Source organism: Aquamicrobium ahrensii, assembly GCF_040545755.1.
Taxonomy (GTDB): domain Bacteria; phylum Pseudomonadota; class Alphaproteobacteria; order Rhizobiales; family Rhizobiaceae; genus Mesorhizobium; species Mesorhizobium ahrensii.
In genome coordinates this window covers 171,952-188,164 of sequence record NZ_JBEPMN010000001.1, presented here as the reverse complement: position 1 = coordinate 188,164, position 16,213 = coordinate 171,952, and the positions used below count along the sequence as shown (strand labels likewise).

Genomic DNA, 16,213 nt, shown 5'->3' with positions numbered 1-16,213 from the left:
GAATGACTACGCCATGGGTGCTACAACGCCTCTTTCCTTACCCGGCACAGATGGCTAGACCGTCCGTGATGCAAGCAGGATGACGAATGGTACTTTACAGGGCCAAACCCAGGGATGGCGCTGTCTGGATTACAGGCGGCAGTTCCGGAATAGGCAGGGCGCTTGCAAGCCAACTGGCCGAGGCCGGCTACACGGTGGCCGTAACGGCGCGCGAAGGCGACGAGATCGAAGCGCTGGTTGCGGAATCCGCCGGCCTTCCAGGCCGTATTGTCTCCTTTCCTTGCGATGTGACAGACGAAGCGGGTCTGGAAGCCACGGTGGACGCGATCGAAAGCGAAATCGGGCCGGTGGTTCTCGCCATTTTCAACGCCGGAACCTATGTCCCCGTGGCCGGGGAAAACCTTTCGGTGCGGAAATTCCGCCGTACCTTCGACGTCAATGTGCAGGGCGTCGTCAACGGGCTTGTCCCTGCGGTTCGACGCATGCAGAAGCGTGGCTTCGGTCACGTCGTGCTGGTCGGATCGATCAGCGCATGGTTCGGCTGGCCGACCACGGCGGCCTATGGGTCCAGCAAGGCCGCGATCAATGTGATGGCGCAGGCCCTGAAATACGATTTCGACAAGATCAACATTCGTATCCAGGTGGCCAATCCCGGTTTCGTGAACACGCCCCTGCTCCAATTGCAGCACACTGCATCGATGATGCCGGCGTTGATGAGCGCGCAGGATGCGGCCAGCCGCATGCTGCGAGGCATCTCCCGCGGAGGTTTCGAGATTGCATTCCCGCTTCGCCTTGTATGGGCCCTCAAGCTTGCCGGCATGATGCCGCAGCCAATTCGGCACTGGCTGATCCTCACTCTCACCGGCTGGCGCAGGCGACCCCTCAGCTTCGGCCGCGCGGGGCGCAGGCAAGGGAAAGATGTCTGAACGGGATATTGCATCGCAGCATAAACTGCTTGCAATCTGGCCTGCTCTCGTCCATATGCACACCATAGGCGCATGGGCCGGTTGAGCCGGCTTTCTCCATGAACTGAGACTGGTTGCGTCTGTTTCTCGCTCTCTGCCGCTTGGGCATGGCGATGAACAAGCCCCACCGCATGCAGCGGCGGGCACGACAGCGCAGCCGTGCGGATGAGTGTCATCCGCCGCCTTGTCGTTTCACGAATATAAAATGATGGCGGGTTGCGCCCCGCCGCGATCGTTTGCGGCTGCAAGCCGCATGAAAGAAGACGAATTTGACCACTGAAACCATTGCGGAGCCGACCGGCTTCGCCGCGCTCGGAATTTCCGGGCAATTGCTGAAATCCACTCATGCCGCCGGTTTCACCGAGCCGAAGCCTATTCAGGAGCAATCCATTCCGGCTCAACTCGAAGGCCGTGACATTCTGGGCATCGCCCAGACAGGCTCCGGCAAGACCGCGGCATTCGCCCTGCCGATCCTGTCGAAGATCATAGCGCTCGGCACAAAGCGCCGTCCCAGGACGGCGCGGGCGCTGATCCTCGCCCCTACCCGCGAACTGGCCGTGCAGATCGAGGACACGGTCAAGATCCTCGCCAAGGGCACGCATGTCTCCACGGCGCTCGTGCTGGGCGGCGTGTCGCGTCACAGCCAGGTCAAGCGCATCGCGCCCGGCGTCGATTTCCTCATCGCCACGCCCGGCCGGCTCACGGACCTGGTCCGCGAAAAGGACCTGATCCTGTCCGAAACGACCTGGCTGGTGCTGGATGAAGCTGACCGCATGCTTGACATGGGCTTCATCAACGACGTTCGCCGCATCGCCAAGGCCACCCATCCCGCCCGGCAGACGGCGCTGTTTTCCGCAACCATGCCCGACGAGATCGCGGACCTCGCCAAGGGCCTGCTGCGCGATCCCCTTCGTGTCGAGGTTGCGCCGCAGGGCACCACGGCCACAGAAATCAGGCAGAGCGTGATCCTCGCCCGCCTCAAGCAGAAGCGGCAGATCCTGTCGAAGATGCTGGCCGACGAGGCGATGCGCTCCGTCATCGTGTTCGCCCGCACCAAGCATGGCGCAGATCGCGTCACCCGCGATCTGGAGCGCGACGGCTTCGAAGCGGCCGTGATCCACGGCAACAAGAGCCAGAACGCCCGCCAGAAGGCGCTGAACGGCTTTCGCGACGGTTCCGTGCGCATTCTTGTCGCCACCGACATCGCCGCGCGCGGCATCGATGTTCCTGGCATCAGCCATGTGGTGAATTTCGACCTGCCGGACGAGGCCGAGAGCTATGTCCACCGCATCGGCCGCACCGGCCGCAACGGGCAGGACGGCGCCGCCATCACCATGGTCGATCCGGCCGAGAACGCGAAGCTCAGGCAGGTCGAGCGCATCATTCGCATGAAGTTGCCGGTGCTGGCCGATCATCTCAATGAGCCGGACCCACAGGCGCAGCCGCGCCAGCACAGCGCCGACAGAAAACCGGAAGCCGCAAACGATCGCGAACCCCGCCGTGACGGCAAACGCGCGCCCAGCGGTGAAAGAGCGTCTAAACCCGCAGGAAAAAGCAGGACCGGCGCCAATGCCAACAGGCACTGGCCCGAAAAGGCCAATTCACCTCGCCCGACAGGCGAACGTACGCCGGATGGCGCAAAGCCGCGCAAATTCCGCCGCCGCACCCGGAAACCGGCTGCGCGGGCAGCCTGATCCGCGCGATCCATTACAAATGAAAACGGCGGGGAAATCCCCGCCGTTTTTGCATCCTATAACATCGCCGGCTCACACCAACCGCGACTGCTCCACCGCCGCCGCGATAAAGCTCGCAAACAGCGGATGCGGCTCCAGCGGACGGCTCTTCAGTTCCGGATGGTACTGCACGCCGATGAACCAGGGGTGGTCCGGATACTCGATCGTCTCCGGCAGCACGCCATCCGGCGACATGCCGGCGAACTTAAGGCCGCATTCTTCCAGACGCGGCTTGTAGTCGATATTGACTTCGTAGCGGTGGCGATGACGCTCCGAAATGTCGGTTGAACCGTAAATCGCAGCGATCCTGGAGTCCGGCTCCAGCTTCGCCTCGAAAGCTCCGAGGCGCATTGTGCCGCCAAGATCGCCACTTGCCTTGCGCTTCTCAAGCATATTGCCCTTGAGCCATTCGGTCATCAGACCGACGACAGGCTCTTTGGTCGGACCGAACTCGGTAGAGGACGCTTTTTCCACACCGGCCAGAGAACGCGCCGCCTCGATACAGGCCATCTGCATGCCGAAGCAGATGCCGAAATACGGCACCTTGCGCTCACGGGCGAATCTGGCCGCAAGAATCTTGCCTTCCGAACCACGCTCGCCGAAGCCGCCCGGCACAAGAATGCCGTGCACCTTTTCAAGGTAAGGTGCCGGATCTTCCTTTTCGAAGACTTCAGATTCGATCCATTCGAGCTTCACACGCACCTGATTGGCCAGCCCGCCATGCGACAACGCCTCGATCAGCGACTTGTAGGCGTCCTTGAGGCCCGTATACTTGCCGACGATGGCGATGGTGACCTCGCCCTCCGGGTTGTGGATGCGGCGGGCGACCGCTTCCCAGCGCTCCATGCGTGGCTTGGGTGCGGGATCGATTCCGAAAGCGGCCAGAACTTCGGAATCCAGCCCTTCCTTGTGATAGGCCATCGGCACATCGTAGATATGGCCGACATCGAGCGCCTGAATGACCGCAGACTCACGCACGTTGCAGAACAGCGACAGCTTGCGTCGTTCTTCCTTCGGGATCTGCCGATCCGCACGCACCAGCAGGATATCGGGTGCGATGCCGATGGCGCGCAGTTCCTTCACCGAATGCTGGGTGGGCTTGGTCTTCAGTTCGCCGGCCGCAGGAATCCACGGCATCAGGGTGAGGTGGACATACACGGCCTGTCCGCGCGGCAGATCATTGCCGAGCTGGCGAATCGCCTCGAGGAAGGGCATCGCCTCGATGTCGCCCGCCGTGCCGCCGATCTCGCACAGGACGAAGTCGTAATCGTCATTGCCGTCGAGGATGAAATTCTTGATCTCGTCGGTGACGTGGGGAATGACCTGAACGGTTGCGCCGAGATAGTCGCCGCGACGCTCCTTCTCGATGATATTCTGATAGATGCGCCCGGTTGTGATGTTGTCTTGCCTGTTGGCGGACCTTCCGGTGAAACGTTCGTAATGGCCGAGGTCGAGGTCTGTTTCGGCCCCGTCGTCGGTCACGAACACCTCGCCGTGCTGATACGGGCTCATCGTGCCCGGATCGACATTGAGATAAGGGTCAAGTTTCTTGAGGCGCGCGCGATAACCACGCGCCTGCAGCAGGGCTCCAAGAGCCGCAGAAGCTATACCTTTGCCTAGCGAGGAGACCACGCCGCCAGTGATGAATACATATCGCGCCATGGGAACCATCGCTTAGCGCGGCCGAACCGATTCCGCCAGTGGAAAAACCCGCCGCCTTTGGTTTTTCCCGGCTTTGATTTCGCAAACAAAAGGGGCCGGCTCAAGCCGGCCCCTCGCCAGACCTCAAAAAACTGTCAGAGAACGACGACCTTGGTGCCCGTCTTTACACGCCTGTAAAGGTCCATCACATGGTCGTTGATCATCCGGAAGCATCCATTCGAGGAGTTGGTGCCGATCGTCTGTGGCTGATTGGTGCCATGGATGCGCAGATAGGTGTCCTTCTTGCCTTCGTAAAGGTAGATGGCGCGCGCGCCCAGCGGATTGTCCGGACCGCCCGGCATGCCGTCCTTGTAGCGGCCGTACTTGGCCGGCTCGCGCTGTTGCATGTCCTTGGTGGGAATCCAGCGCGGCCACTCCTGCTTGTCGCCGACGACCGTGGTGCCCTTGTACTGAAGCCCATCGCGGCCGACCGCGATGGCGTAGCGGCGCGCGGTAAACGGTGTCTCGACCAGATAGAGACGATGCGCGTTGGTGTCGATGACGATTGTGCCGGGTTCATAGCCGGTGAAATTCACCTGCTGCGGCTCGAACTCCGGCTTAACATTGAACTTTTTCTTTGCCTGACGTTCTTGCAGGACGGAGTCCAGCGCACGCGTTTCAGGCAGATAGGCAATGCTGCTGCCGGCCGAAGCGCTGGAGCCGAACAGGCCTGCAAGCAAACCGCCGCTCCTGCGCTGCTGCTGGACTTCGCGAGATTCGCTGCGCAGCTCGCCGTTATTGCCGCTGCGCGTAATCGCCATCGCGTCTGCGGATAACGGCTGCTGGACTTCCTCGACAGCCCTCGGCTCGACTGCGACCTGCTTCACCGGAGCTGCACGCACGGGCGCCGGCGTTCTCTCAGCGCGCGCCGTCCTGCTCTGTCCGCGCTTTTCCTGAAACGCCTTGCGGTCGGCGTCCGCCTTGGCCTTGGCGGCTTCACGCATGGCCAGTTTCCTGGCTTCGAGCGCCCTGGCGCGGGCCTCGGCCTGCTCCACCTTTACCTGCTTCTCCAGCTCCCTGATGCGGGCCTGATCTTCGTCGGTCGGCTTCTTCTTGCGCTTGAGGGTCCTCAACTCCGCGCTGGCGCTCTTGGCGGCCACTTCCACGACGTCGGTCGCCTCGGGCGCCTTGGGGGCTGCACCGGCTGCAATCGGGGCGGCATAGGCTGGCACACCCGCGAACATCGTCGCGCACAGGCCCATCAATATGAAGCTGCGAAGCTGCATGGTGAAAATCCGATCAGAAATGCTGTTGCCTGAGGCTTGCCCCCGGTCCTCCGTCGGGCACCCATCGGCAAACCTATAATCGATAGGCCATGCCTATCTCAAGCGCGAGCTTGCGTCCTGAACGGCAAATCAGCGTGATAAAATGCATTTGCGGAAACTGTGTTCAAACGACAACAGTTTCCGCAACGCAAGCTCCAGAAAGCCGGCTCAGTTGTTGGGAACCTGCGGCTGTGTCGGCTCGGGTGCTTCCGCGGGAGCCGGAACCGCATCGCTTTCGGGCGAAACCGTAGCGCCGCCTTCAGGCGCGGCTGGCACGGCCGGGGTCACCTGGCCGGGAAGCTGATCAAGAACGCCCTGCCCGACCGGTGCATTCTGCTGTTGGGTCGCAGCCGGAACACGATCGAGAATGTCGGTTGGTTTGGAACCGTAGCGGGCGAGGACCGACAATCCCAGCGAAGTGATGAAAAAGGCCGCGGCCAGAATCGCCGTGGTGCGCGTCAGGGCGTTCGCCGCGCCACGCGCGGTCATGAAGCCGGAGCCGCCGCCAATGCCTAGGCCTCCACCTTCCGAGCGCTGAACCAGCACAACGCCGACGAGCGCGAGCACGATCATGAGGTGGATGACGATAAGTACGGTTTCCATGGGTCTACCTTGGCAATGCCTGGCGGCCGCTTGCGCGACGGCTCTTTGGAGGCGGCTCATACAATGCTTTGATGGCATTTCCAAGTCCGCGCCCGGATATAAGCCATCGCCCGGTCATGTAGGGGCGCGTCGCGCTGCGCGCCACCCCATTCGTCAAAGGTGCTCGTAGGCTTCGGCGATGCCGAGGAAATCGGCGGCCTTCAGGCTTGCGCCGCCCACCAGCGCGCCATCGACATTATCCACGCCAAGCAATTCCACCGCATTCGACGGCTTGACCGATCCGCCATACAGAATGCGCATATTCCTTGCCCCCGCACCGAGCTTGGTCTCAAGCCGCGTCCGGATGTGCGCATGGGCGCTCGCCACATCGTCCGCGGTTGGCGTCAGGCCGGTGCCGATCGCCCAGACCGGCTCATAGGCGATAATGGTATTGGCGGAGGTAGCGCTTGCCGGCACCGAGCCTTCGATCTGACGCGACAGCACATCGAGCGTCTGGCCAGCCTGCCGCTGCTCATTGGTTTCGCCGATGCAGACGATCGCGACGAGGCCAGCACGCCAGGCAGCTTCGGCCTTGGCGCGAACGGTCGCGTCATCCTCACCATGATCGGTGCGCCGCTCCGAATGGCCGACAATGACGTGGGTTGCGCCGGCGTCCCTGAGCATTTCCGCCGAAATGTCGCCCGTATGGGCCCCGCTTTCCTTCGCATGGCAGTCCTCGCCGCCGGCGCGAACCGGAGTACGCGACAGAATCTCCGCTGCGCGGGACAGCAGTGTCGCCGGCACGCAAACGAGAGCCTCGGTTTGCGCATCGAGACCCCGCATGAACCCGTCGCCGATCATCCTGAGCTCATCGAGGGAAGCGCCGATGCCGTTCATCTTCCAGTTGCCCGCGACGAGCGGTCGAATTCCTGGCGTCATGGTGTATCTATCTCCGACAGGTTCCATATGCGCGCCTTCAGTAACAAAATCGGACCACAAAGCAATCGACAGTGACGCCCAAGGAGGCTATTGCCCTTGGGCCTTGTCTGAAACCGGAAGTGAACATGCTCGACAGCCTAAGAAAAGCCGCAGGAACCTGGGTCGCCAAAACTTTGCTCCTTCTTCTGGTGCTGAGCTTTGCCGTTTGGGGCATCTCCGGCCAGGTCTCGGGCGTGCTCGGCGGACATGAATCCGTGGTCAGGGTTGGCGGCACCTCCGTATCCGTGAATGAATACCGTCTGGCCTATGACCGGCAGATCAACGCGCTTTCCCAGCAATTCGGCCAGCGACTGACGCAGGAGCAGGTTAACGCGCTGGGTCTGGACCGTCAGGTTCTGGCGCAGCTCGTGTCCGGCGCATTGCTGGACGAGCAGGCCCGCAAGATAGGCCTCGGCATCTCGCAGGACCGTCTCGCCGCCCTCACCCATGAAGATCCGGCCTTCCACGGCCCCGGCGGCCAATTCGATCGCCAGATGTTCGACTATGTGCTGCGACAGGTCGGAATGCGGCCGGAGGACTATCTCCACAATCGCGCGCAGGTGGCGCGACGCCAGCAGATCATCGAGGCGGCAACCGACGGCCTCAAAGTGCCGGACACGTTCCTGAAAGCTTTCGCGCTCTATCAGGGCGAAGATCGTACGGTCGACTATCTTGCGCTCCCGAAGTCACTGGTCGAACCGATCACAGCTCCGTCCGATGCCGACCTTTCCGCCTACTTCGAAGAAAACAAGCAGCGTTACGCAGCGCCCGAGTATCGCAAATTCTCCTATATCCGGCTGGAACCTGAAGACATCATGGATGTCGCCTCCATCAGCGACGAGCAGGTCGCAGAGGACTACGAGAAAAACAAGGCGCTCTTCACCACGCCTGAGACACGCAAGATCGAGCAGATCGTTTTCAAGTCGGAGCAGGATGCGCAGACGGCGCGCGATTCGATCAATGCTGGCGCAACCTTTGACAAGGTCTATGCCGCTCAGGGAAAGACCGAAGAGGATGTCCAGCTGGGAACGCTCGCAAAGGACAAGATCGCCGATCAGCCCGTCGCAGATGTAGCTTTTGCGCTTGGCCTCAACGAAGTGAGCCAGGTGGTCAAGGGCGCTTTCGGACCGGTTCTGCTGAGGGTTACAGAGATCAATGCTGAGCTGGCGAAGCCGCTTGCCGAGGTTTCCGACCAGATTCGCAAGGATCTGGCGCTCAGCGAAGCCACCCGCGTTCTGCTCGACGTGCACGACGCCTATGAAGACGCCCGCGCCGGTGGCGACAGCATGGAGGAGGCTGCGGCCAAGCAGCGCCTGAAGGTCGTGGCCGTCGAATCCATCGATCGGTCAGGGCGGGCGCCCGATGAGAGCGTCATCCGCGATCTGCCGGAATCTGCAAATCTCATCCGCGCGGCATTCGAGGCGGAGACCGGAATCGAGAATGAAAGCATCACCACGGCAAATGGCGGCTACCTGTTCTATGAGGTGAACTCCGTTACCCCCGCGCGCGACCGGACGCTCGACGAGGTGCGCGAGCGCGTTGTCGCCGACTGGACTGCTCTGGAGACGGAAAAGAAGCTTCTGGCAAAGGCCGGGGAATTGCAGAAGCGCGTCCAGGAAGGGGCTGAACTGGATGCCCTCGCCTCCGAGCTTTCACTGGAAAAACAGACCAAACGCGGGTTGAAGCGTTCCGCCGACGATGCAGATTTCGGCCGCGAAGGCGCCGCGGAGATCTTCGAAGTCAGTGAAGGCGGATCGGGCATCGTGCCCTCGCCTGCCGGCGACGCGCAGATCCTGTTCAAGGTCGCTCAGGTGGTCGAGCCCGCCGGCGCTGACGCCAGCACGGTGCCGGAGGATGTCCGCACCTCGTTCGCGGCCGGCCTCTCGGGCGACCTTCTCGACCAACTCGTTGCCCGGTTGCAGACCGAGTACAAGGTCGAAATCGATCAGGTAGCCATATCGCAGGCGCTCGTTCGATGAGCGCGCTGAAGCCCTTCATTGCAAGCGTCGCGGCTGGCAAGCCGCTCAGCTTCGAGGAAGCGCGCGAGGCGTTCGAGATCATCATGTCCGGCGACGCGACCCCCGGCCAGATCGGCGGCTTTCTGATGGCGCTGCGCGTGCGCGGGGAGACGGTCGGCGAGATTTCCGGCGCGGTGGCCACAATGCGCGACAAGATGCTGCGCGTTTCGGCGCCGGCCAACGCTATCGACATTGTCGGAACCGGCGGCGACGGCCTGCACAGCTTCAACATCTCCACCGCGTCCGCTTTCGTCACAGCCGCCAGCGGCGTGCCGGTGGCCAAGCACGGCAACCGGGGCCTGTCGTCCCTGACCGGCACCGCCGATGTGCTGACAAAACTCGGCGTCAACATCGAACTGGCTCCTGATGCGATCAGCCGTTGCGTCGAACAGGCCGGAATCGGCTTCATGTTCGCGCCGGCCCACCATCCGGCCATGAAGCATGTCGGCCCTGTCCGAGTGGAGCTGGGAACCCGGACCATCTTCAATCTGGTCGGCCCCCTTACCAATCCGGCCAGTGTCGGCCGCCAGCTCGTCGGCGTGTTCGCACCGGAATGGGTCGTACCCGTGGCCGAGGCGCTCAAGGCTCTTGGTTCCACCCATGTGTGGGTGGTGCATGGCGACGGCTATGACGAGATCACCACCACCGGCGAAACGCAGGTTGCCGAACTTGCTGGTGGTGAGGTGCGCAGTTTCACGCTAACTCCGGAGGCCTTGGGGTTGGGCCGCCACTCCAAGCAGGACTTGCGCGGCGGAGATTCCGAAACCAATGCGGCAGCGCTTCGCAATGTGCTTTCCGGCGCTTCCGGCGCCTACCGAGACACCGTGCTGATGAATGCCGGGGCCGGTCTCGTGGTCGCCGGGCAGGTGACCGAATTGGCGGAAGGCGTCGCGAAAGCCAGCGAGGCGATCGACAGCGGCCGCGCCATGCAGGTGCTTGACAGACTGATCGAGGTTTCCAACGCTTAGCCATGTCCGATATTCTGCGTAAGATCGAAAGCTACAAGCGCGACGAAATCGCCGCCGCCAAAGCGCGCGTTTCACTGGATGATCTCAGGGCCCGTGCGAGCGATCGGGACAAGCCGCGCGGTTTTCTCGCCGCGCTCGAAAGCCGCAACAGGGACGGCCAGTTCGCGCTCATCGCCGAGATCAAGAAGGCCAGCCCCTCCAAAGGATTGATCCGTGCGGATTTCGATCCGCCCGCCCTCGCCCGCGCCTACGAAACCGGCGGGGCGGCCTGTCTTTCGGTGCTCACCGACGCCCCCTCGTTTCAGGGCGCGCCGGAGTTTCTGACCGACGCCCGCGAGGCGGTGTCCCTGCCTGCATTGCGCAAGGATTTTCTGTTCGACACCTATCAGGTGCATGAGGCGCGCGCCTGGGGCGCGGACGCCATTCTCATCATCATGGCGAGCGTGGACGACGAAACGGCTCGCGCGCTTGAAGACACCGCGTTTTCGCTCGGCATGGATGTGTTGATCGAAGTTCACGACGAGGAGGAAATGGAGCGCGCGCTGCGTCTCTCATCCCGTCTTCTGGGCATCAACAACCGCAATCTGCGCACCTTCGAAACCAGCCTCGAAACCAGCGAGCGGCTGGCTCCCATGGTTCCGGCGGATCGGCTGCTGGTGGGCGAAAGCGGCATCTTCACCAATGAGGATTGCAAGAGGCTGGCCGCCAGCGGAATTGGCGCCTTCCTCGTCGGCGAAAGCCTGATGCGGCAGGAAGACGTCACCGCTGCAACGCGCATTTTGCTGGGGCTGGACGCTCCGGGAGCTTGAGGCGATGACCAATACACCACCCGCCAAAAGCGGCCTCACCCATATCGGAACGATGGGGGAGGCGCATATGGTGGATGTTGGCGACAAGGCCGAAACAATTCGCGAGGCGGTCGCCGAGGGCGTCGTGCGCATGCAGGCCGAAACGCTGGCAATGATTGTCGAAGGCAATGCGAAGAAGGGCGACGTTCTTGGCACGGCCCGAATCGCCGGCATCATGGCGGCAAAGAAAGCGCATGAACTCATTCCGCTTTGCCACCCGCTGCTGTTGACGAAGGTCACGGTGGAGATCGAACCGGACCACGCCCTGCCCGGCCTCAGGGTGCGGGCGATGGCGCGGGTGACCGGCAAGACCGGGGTGGAAATGGAGGCTCTGACAGCCGCTTCCGTCGCCTGCCTCACCATCTACGACATGGCCAAAGCCGTGGATCGTGGCATGGTTATCTCGGACGTCAGGTTGCTTTCAAAGACCGGGGGCAAGTCCGGCGACTATGAGGCGGAAAGCTGACATGGCTCTGGTTCCGATGGAGACGGCGCTGGAGCGCCTTCTGCAGGGTGTCGAGCCTCTGACTGCCGAACGGGTTCCCCTCGATCAGGCTTACGACCGGGTGCTGGCTGAACCGGTAACGGCGCTTCGCACGCAGCCGCCGTTCCACGCCTCCGCCATGGACGGCTACGCCGCCCACGGGGTCGATGCAGGCGCAATTGGAAACCGGCTCGCAGTGATTGGCGAAATTGCCGCCGGCAGCACCTTTTCCGGGACCGTGGGCAAGGGAGAATGCGTACGCATCTTCACCGGCGCGCCCCTTCCCGCCGGCGTCGACACTGTCGTCATTCAAGAGAATGTGAAGGTTGCGGCGCCGGGCATCATAGAACTGCTCGAGACCACGGTAGCGGGCCGCAATGTCCGGCGCGCCGGTATCGACTTCATGGAAGGCGACCTGCTGATCGAGAAAGGCCGCCTGCTCGGTCCTGCAGCATTGTCGCTGGCTGCGTCCGCCAACCATCCCAGCCTTTCGGTGGTGAAGCGCCCGCTGGTCGCCATCATCGCCACCGGAGACGAGTTGCGCCCGCCCGGCAGCGCAACCGGGCCTGGCCAGATCATCTCCTCGAACGCCTATGGCATCGCAGCCTGCGCCCGCGCCGCCGGCGCGGAAGTGCTTGATCTCGGTATCGCCCCCGACCGGAGGGACGCCACGGCAGCGCTGGTCAGGGAAGCGGTGGCGGCGGGGGCAGATGTTATCGTTACGTCCGGCGGCGCTTCCGTTGGCGATCACGACCTCGTTCACGAGGTTTTGACCGGGGAAGGCATGACGCTCGATTTCTGGAAGATCGCCATGCGCCCCGGCAAGCCGCTGATGTTCGGCAGGATGGGCGAGATCAGATGTCTTGGTCTGCCCGGCAATCCGGTGGCCAGCCTCGTTTGCTCCCAGCTTTTCCTCAAACCGCTGCTTGCCCGTCTTGGAGGAAAGCCGTTCCGGCAGGACATGCGCGCCGCTATCCTTGGGGCCGACATGAGCGCCAACGATCACCGGCAGGATTATGTGCGCGCGAGGCTTGAGGAGCGCGATGGAAAGCTTGTGGCCACGCCGTTCGAAATGCAGGATTCCTCCATGCTGCGCGTGATGGCGGCAGCCGGCGGCCTGATCGTCCGGGCTCCATTCGCAGATCCGCTCGCAGCCGGCGAGCCGTGCCCGGTTCTGCTCATCGACTAACGAATTCTCAATTCATTCATTAAACTTTAAACGGTTGCGGAACACAACTGGAACATATAGTGTTTGTTCCGGGTTTGTTTTCCAATTCTGGATTCACCGCTGCCGGGGGAACCGATGCTGACGCGCAAGCAACATGAATTGCTGCTCTTCATTCATGAACGAATGAAAGAGAGCGGTATTCCGCCTTCATTCGACGAGATGAAGGAGGCGCTGGATCTCGCTTCCAAATCCGGCATTCACCGGCTCATCACCGCCTTGGAGGAACGCGGCTTCATTCGCCGCCTGCCCAATCGCGCCCGGGCGCTCGAAGTGTTGCGTTTGCCCGATTCCATTGCGCCCGGCCTCAACAGCGCGCGAAAATTTTCCCCAAGCGTCATTCAGGGCAGTCTCGGGCAGCCGGCTAAAGAAACCCGCAAACTCCAGATCGCCAGCAATGACGACGATTCGGGTTCGGCCGTTTCCATTCCGGTTATGGGACGGATCGCCGCCGGCGTGCCGATCGATGCGATCCAGCATAAGACGCACTCCATTTCCGTGCCTCCGGAAATGCTCTCCAGCGGCGAACACTATGCGCTGGAGGTCAAAGGCGATTCGATGATCGAGGCGGGTATCTTTGAGGGCGATACGGTCATCATCCGCAATGGTGACACGGCGACGCCGGGTGACATCGTGGTCGCGCTGGTGGATGACGAGGAAGCCACCCTGAAACGTTTCCGCCGCAAGGGTGCTTCCATTGCCCTTGAAGCGGCCAATCCAGCCTATGAGACGCGTATCTTCGGACCCGACCGGGTGAAGGTGCAAGGCAGGCTTGTCGGATTGATCCGTCGCTACTGATAGAAAGTGGAAGCCCTTCGACGAAAGCCGGTCTTCAGAAGGTGCATGTATCTTTTAAAGAAAAATATCGAGAAAACCAAACGATATAAGGCTAACCTTCTAAATCAGGTTAGGTATTACACGTTGGCGGCTTGATCCTGGAGCGGGCGGCCATCGCGTGCATTCTGGACGGGCTTGTTCTTTATTCCGATTCGCGCGTCAGGCCACCTTCCGGAGAATTTGCAGGCTTGGGGGTGGCCACTTTCCGCTGGTAGGGTGGCATGCCGCGCGCCTCCCGGGAAAATCGGCGCTGGGTATGCCATGGGCGATAGTCTCCCTCGATGGAGAAGTGTATTTCGGGCTTTGGTCTCGTGGATGCTGCGCCGTTCGATGAAAAGCCTGCCGGCAGGAATACCGCCGCACTGCCCTTTTGCGCCAGTTGGCGGCGGGTGATGACGGCGAGACCGGCATTGCGGCAGGGATTTCTTGCCGTTGGGTCTTCGATCACGATAAGGCTCGCCGTATCGCAGAAGGCGCGGGCAGTATCGGTATCGGACGCCTGCACGATCTGCGCGCCTGAAGGGTGGTGTGTCACGCAAACCCTGTCCGCGCATCGAAATCCTGCGCCTGCGGTGGATTCCTCGCCACCGTCCTTCATTTTCAGCGCGAGATCGTTCCGATCCTTTTGTTTGCGTCGCTCCGGCGCCTGCACGCCTTGCGCATCGAGAGCCCGCCGCCAATTATCCATGGTGAAGGCGTTGGGGCGCGGACGGTTAACGGCGATCTCGCCATTCTCCATGGTGACGGCGAGCAACCGCGCGTCTTCCGAAATCAGAATGTCCGGTGTGCGTTCTTCAATCAGCATCATCAGACTCGCCACCGCAAACGGCGCCGAAACCCATCGCAGCCATGTCGTCGCCATGGTCGCGATCACGAGCGCTATGCTTGCTAAAAGGACGGAAGCTGCCGAAATCAGGCCGACCGCATCAATGGGCGACAGGTCGGCGATCCGTTCTGACAGATGGATCATTACAGTCAGACCCTGCCCCATCACATACAGAAACGGGCCATCCAGCCCGAAAGGCATGGCTATGGACGCGAAAACCGCAAACGGCATGACGATGATCGAAACGACGGGCATGACTGCGAGGTTCGCCAGCAGGCTGAGTGGCGCCACACGCTGGAAGTGCCAGGCTGCGTAAAGTGTTGTCGCGATGCCAGCGACGATCGAAGTGGCGGCGAGCCCGATCATCATGACGGCAAATCGATGCAGAAGTGCACTGGCGAGCGAGCGCTTTGCGGGAACTCCCGCCGAAACGCGTCGGGCGCGATAATCGGACCACGCCGCATAGGCCCCAACAAGTGCGGCGGTCGCCGCAAACGACATCTGGAAACTTGGGCCCACAACCTCATGCGGCGTTACGAGAATGACGATGATGGCGGAAATGGCGAGGTTGCGCATAGTGAGCGCGCTTCGATCGAACAGAATGGCGATCAGCATCACCGCCAGCATGATGAAAGAGCGAACTGCGGCGACCACCATTCCGGAAATCAGCAGATAGGCGATGATGGCGAACAGCGCCGTCAACGCCGCATATTTCCTGACCGGTCGACGGGACGAAAAATCCGGAAACAGCGCAAACAGCGCCCGCATGAGACCCATCACGGTGCCGGCGACCAGCGCCATATGCAGACCGGAAATGGAAATGATGTGGTAGATGCCGGTCTTGCGCATCGCCTCATTGATTTCTTCCGGGATACCAGCCCGCACGCCGACGATGAGAGCGGCGGCGATCTCGCCCTCCGGCCCGCCGATACTTTGCCTGATACGCCCGGCGATCGATTGCCTCGCACGCTCGATCGCCGCGCCGAAACGGGCGGTGATCGGAGCTACTGTCGGGGAGGAAAGTTCCGGCCCGGAAAGGAAGAAACCGCTGGCGCCGATGCCGCTGAAATAGCTGGAGAAGGATGTGTCGTAGCTGCCCGGTCGAATCGGCCCCGCAGGCGGCAGGAGGCGCACAAGGCCGGTCACATCGGAACCGGGACCGATATCAGGAGATATCTTGCGGGCTGAAAGGCGCACTCGCTCCGGCTGATACCGCAATTTCGGACGCTCGGTCGAAACGACATCGATGGTGAGTCGCTTGCGGCCGCTGGCCATCTCCTCGATCTCCACCACGCGGCCTGTCAGGCGCACACTTATCTCCGCGCCTATGATCTTCGTTCCAAGTCGCCAGGTTTCCAGCTTGGAAAGCCAGATTCCGGCAAGACAGAGCAACAGAGCGAGCAGGCAAAGCTGGAGCGCGTGTCTGTGCCGGGCGAGCCACACGGTCCCGATGACAAGCCCCGTCATGGCAAGAAGAGAGGGCCAGGACGGTTCGTAGCGCAGCGTGAAATAGGCGACGACCCCGACCGACAAGAACACCGGCGTCAGCAGAAACGCGCCGCCACGCTCAAGTTCCAGAGCGATCGCATCGGAAACGGCGCGCCACGCCGCTCCTCCCGCTGCTGGCTCCTTCGCCACCCACAGGTTCGGGGGCCGAGGCGGCGTCTCAACGGCTGGTTCAGCGGAATTTGGCTGTGTGGAACAGCGCAACGGCTCGCAAGCCTGCGGAGCATCCTGCGAGACCCGCTCCGGCAAGGCGAAAAGATTGCGTTCGCTGACGTCA

13 protein-coding genes are annotated in these 16,213 nt (G+C 62.0%); 8 read left to right on the top strand and 5 right to left on the bottom strand.

All coding sequences use genetic code 11. From position 1 onward, the window contains the following. Nucleotides 1–86: 86 nt before the first annotated feature. Both ABID44_RS00960 and ABID44_RS00955 read left to right on the top strand, forming a co-directional pair. Nucleotides 87–926 (top strand): SDR family NAD(P)-dependent oxidoreductase, encoded by an 840-nt coding sequence (locus ABID44_RS00960; protein WP_354149813.1) that lies wholly within the window; start codon nt 87–89, stop codon nt 924–926. 308 nt (nt 927–1,234) lie between these two features. Further along, nucleotides 1,235–2,659: a DEAD/DEAH box helicase gene (locus tag ABID44_RS00955; protein ID WP_354149812.1), complete on the top strand. Its 1,425-nt coding sequence runs from the start codon at nt 1,235–1,237 to the stop codon at nt 2,657–2,659. 72 nt (nt 2,660–2,731) lie between these two features. On the opposite strand, the gene pyrG is transcribed toward ABID44_RS00955, so the two are convergent. The 4 genes from pyrG to tpiA all read right to left on the bottom strand — a co-directional run bounded on the left by pyrG (nt 2,732) and on the right by tpiA (nt 7,185). Continuing rightward, nucleotides 2,732–4,360 (bottom strand): CTP synthase, encoded by a 1,629-nt coding sequence (pyrG, locus tag ABID44_RS00950; protein WP_354149811.1) that lies wholly within the window; start codon nt 4,358–4,360, stop codon nt 2,732–2,734. Between the two features lie 134 nt (nt 4,361–4,494). Beyond that, nucleotides 4,495–5,625 (bottom strand): L,D-transpeptidase, encoded by a 1,131-nt coding sequence (locus ABID44_RS00945; protein WP_354149810.1) that lies wholly within the window; start codon nt 5,623–5,625, stop codon nt 4,495–4,497. A gap of 207 nt (nt 5,626–5,832) precedes the next feature. Further along, nucleotides 5,833–6,267 (bottom strand): preprotein translocase subunit SecG, encoded by a 435-nt coding sequence (gene secG, locus ABID44_RS00940; RefSeq protein WP_354149809.1) that lies wholly within the window; start codon nt 6,265–6,267, stop codon nt 5,833–5,835. A gap of 153 nt (nt 6,268–6,420) precedes the next feature. Beyond that, on the bottom strand, nt 6,421–7,185 hold the full coding sequence (gene tpiA, locus ABID44_RS00935) for a triose-phosphate isomerase (RefSeq protein ID WP_354149808.1): 765 nt from the start codon (nt 7,183–7,185) through the stop codon (nt 6,421–6,423). Between the two features lie 125 nt (nt 7,186–7,310). On the opposite strand from tpiA, the gene ABID44_RS00930 reads away from it, so the two are divergent. The 6 genes from ABID44_RS00930 to lexA all read left to right on the top strand — a co-directional run bounded on the left by ABID44_RS00930 (nt 7,311) and on the right by lexA (nt 13,565). After that, a complete protein-coding gene (locus ABID44_RS00930; RefSeq protein ID WP_354149807.1) occupies nt 7,311–9,203 on the top strand; it encodes a SurA N-terminal domain-containing protein in 1,893 nt (630 codons plus the stop codon). Continuing rightward, a complete protein-coding gene (gene trpD, locus ABID44_RS00925; RefSeq protein WP_354149806.1) occupies nt 9,200–10,210 on the top strand; it encodes an anthranilate phosphoribosyltransferase in 1,011 nt (336 codons plus the stop codon). Before ABID44_RS00930 ends, trpD begins: the two co-directional genes overlap by 4 nt. 2 nt (nt 10,211–10,212) lie before the next feature. Then, nucleotides 10,213–11,019 (top strand): indole-3-glycerol phosphate synthase TrpC, encoded by an 807-nt coding sequence (gene trpC, locus ABID44_RS00920; protein WP_354149805.1) that lies wholly within the window; start codon nt 10,213–10,215, stop codon nt 11,017–11,019. A gap of 4 nt (nt 11,020–11,023) precedes the next feature. Next, nucleotides 11,024–11,524, top strand: coding sequence for a cyclic pyranopterin monophosphate synthase MoaC (moaC, locus tag ABID44_RS00915; protein WP_354149804.1), 501 nt, complete (start codon nt 11,024–11,026; stop codon nt 11,522–11,524). A 1-nt stretch (nt 11,525) separates the two neighbouring features. After that, nucleotides 11,526–12,731 carry a molybdopterin molybdotransferase MoeA gene (locus ABID44_RS00910; protein ID WP_354149803.1) on the top strand — a complete coding sequence of 402 codons (1,206 nt, stop codon included), beginning with the start codon at nt 11,526–11,528 and terminating at the stop codon, nt 12,729–12,731. 114 nt (nt 12,732–12,845) lie between these two features. Continuing rightward, entirely contained in the window at nt 12,846–13,565 is a 720-nt protein-coding gene (gene lexA / locus ABID44_RS00905; protein WP_354149802.1) for a transcriptional repressor LexA, read from the top strand. Nucleotides 13,566–13,746: 181 nt separating this feature from the next. Here lexA and ABID44_RS00900 read toward each other — a convergent pair whose 3' ends face one another. Then, nucleotides 13,747–16,068 (bottom strand): ComEC/Rec2 family competence protein, encoded by a 2,322-nt coding sequence (locus tag ABID44_RS00900; RefSeq protein WP_354149801.1) that lies wholly within the window; start codon nt 16,066–16,068, stop codon nt 13,747–13,749. Nucleotides 16,069–16,213: the final 145 nt, after the last annotated feature.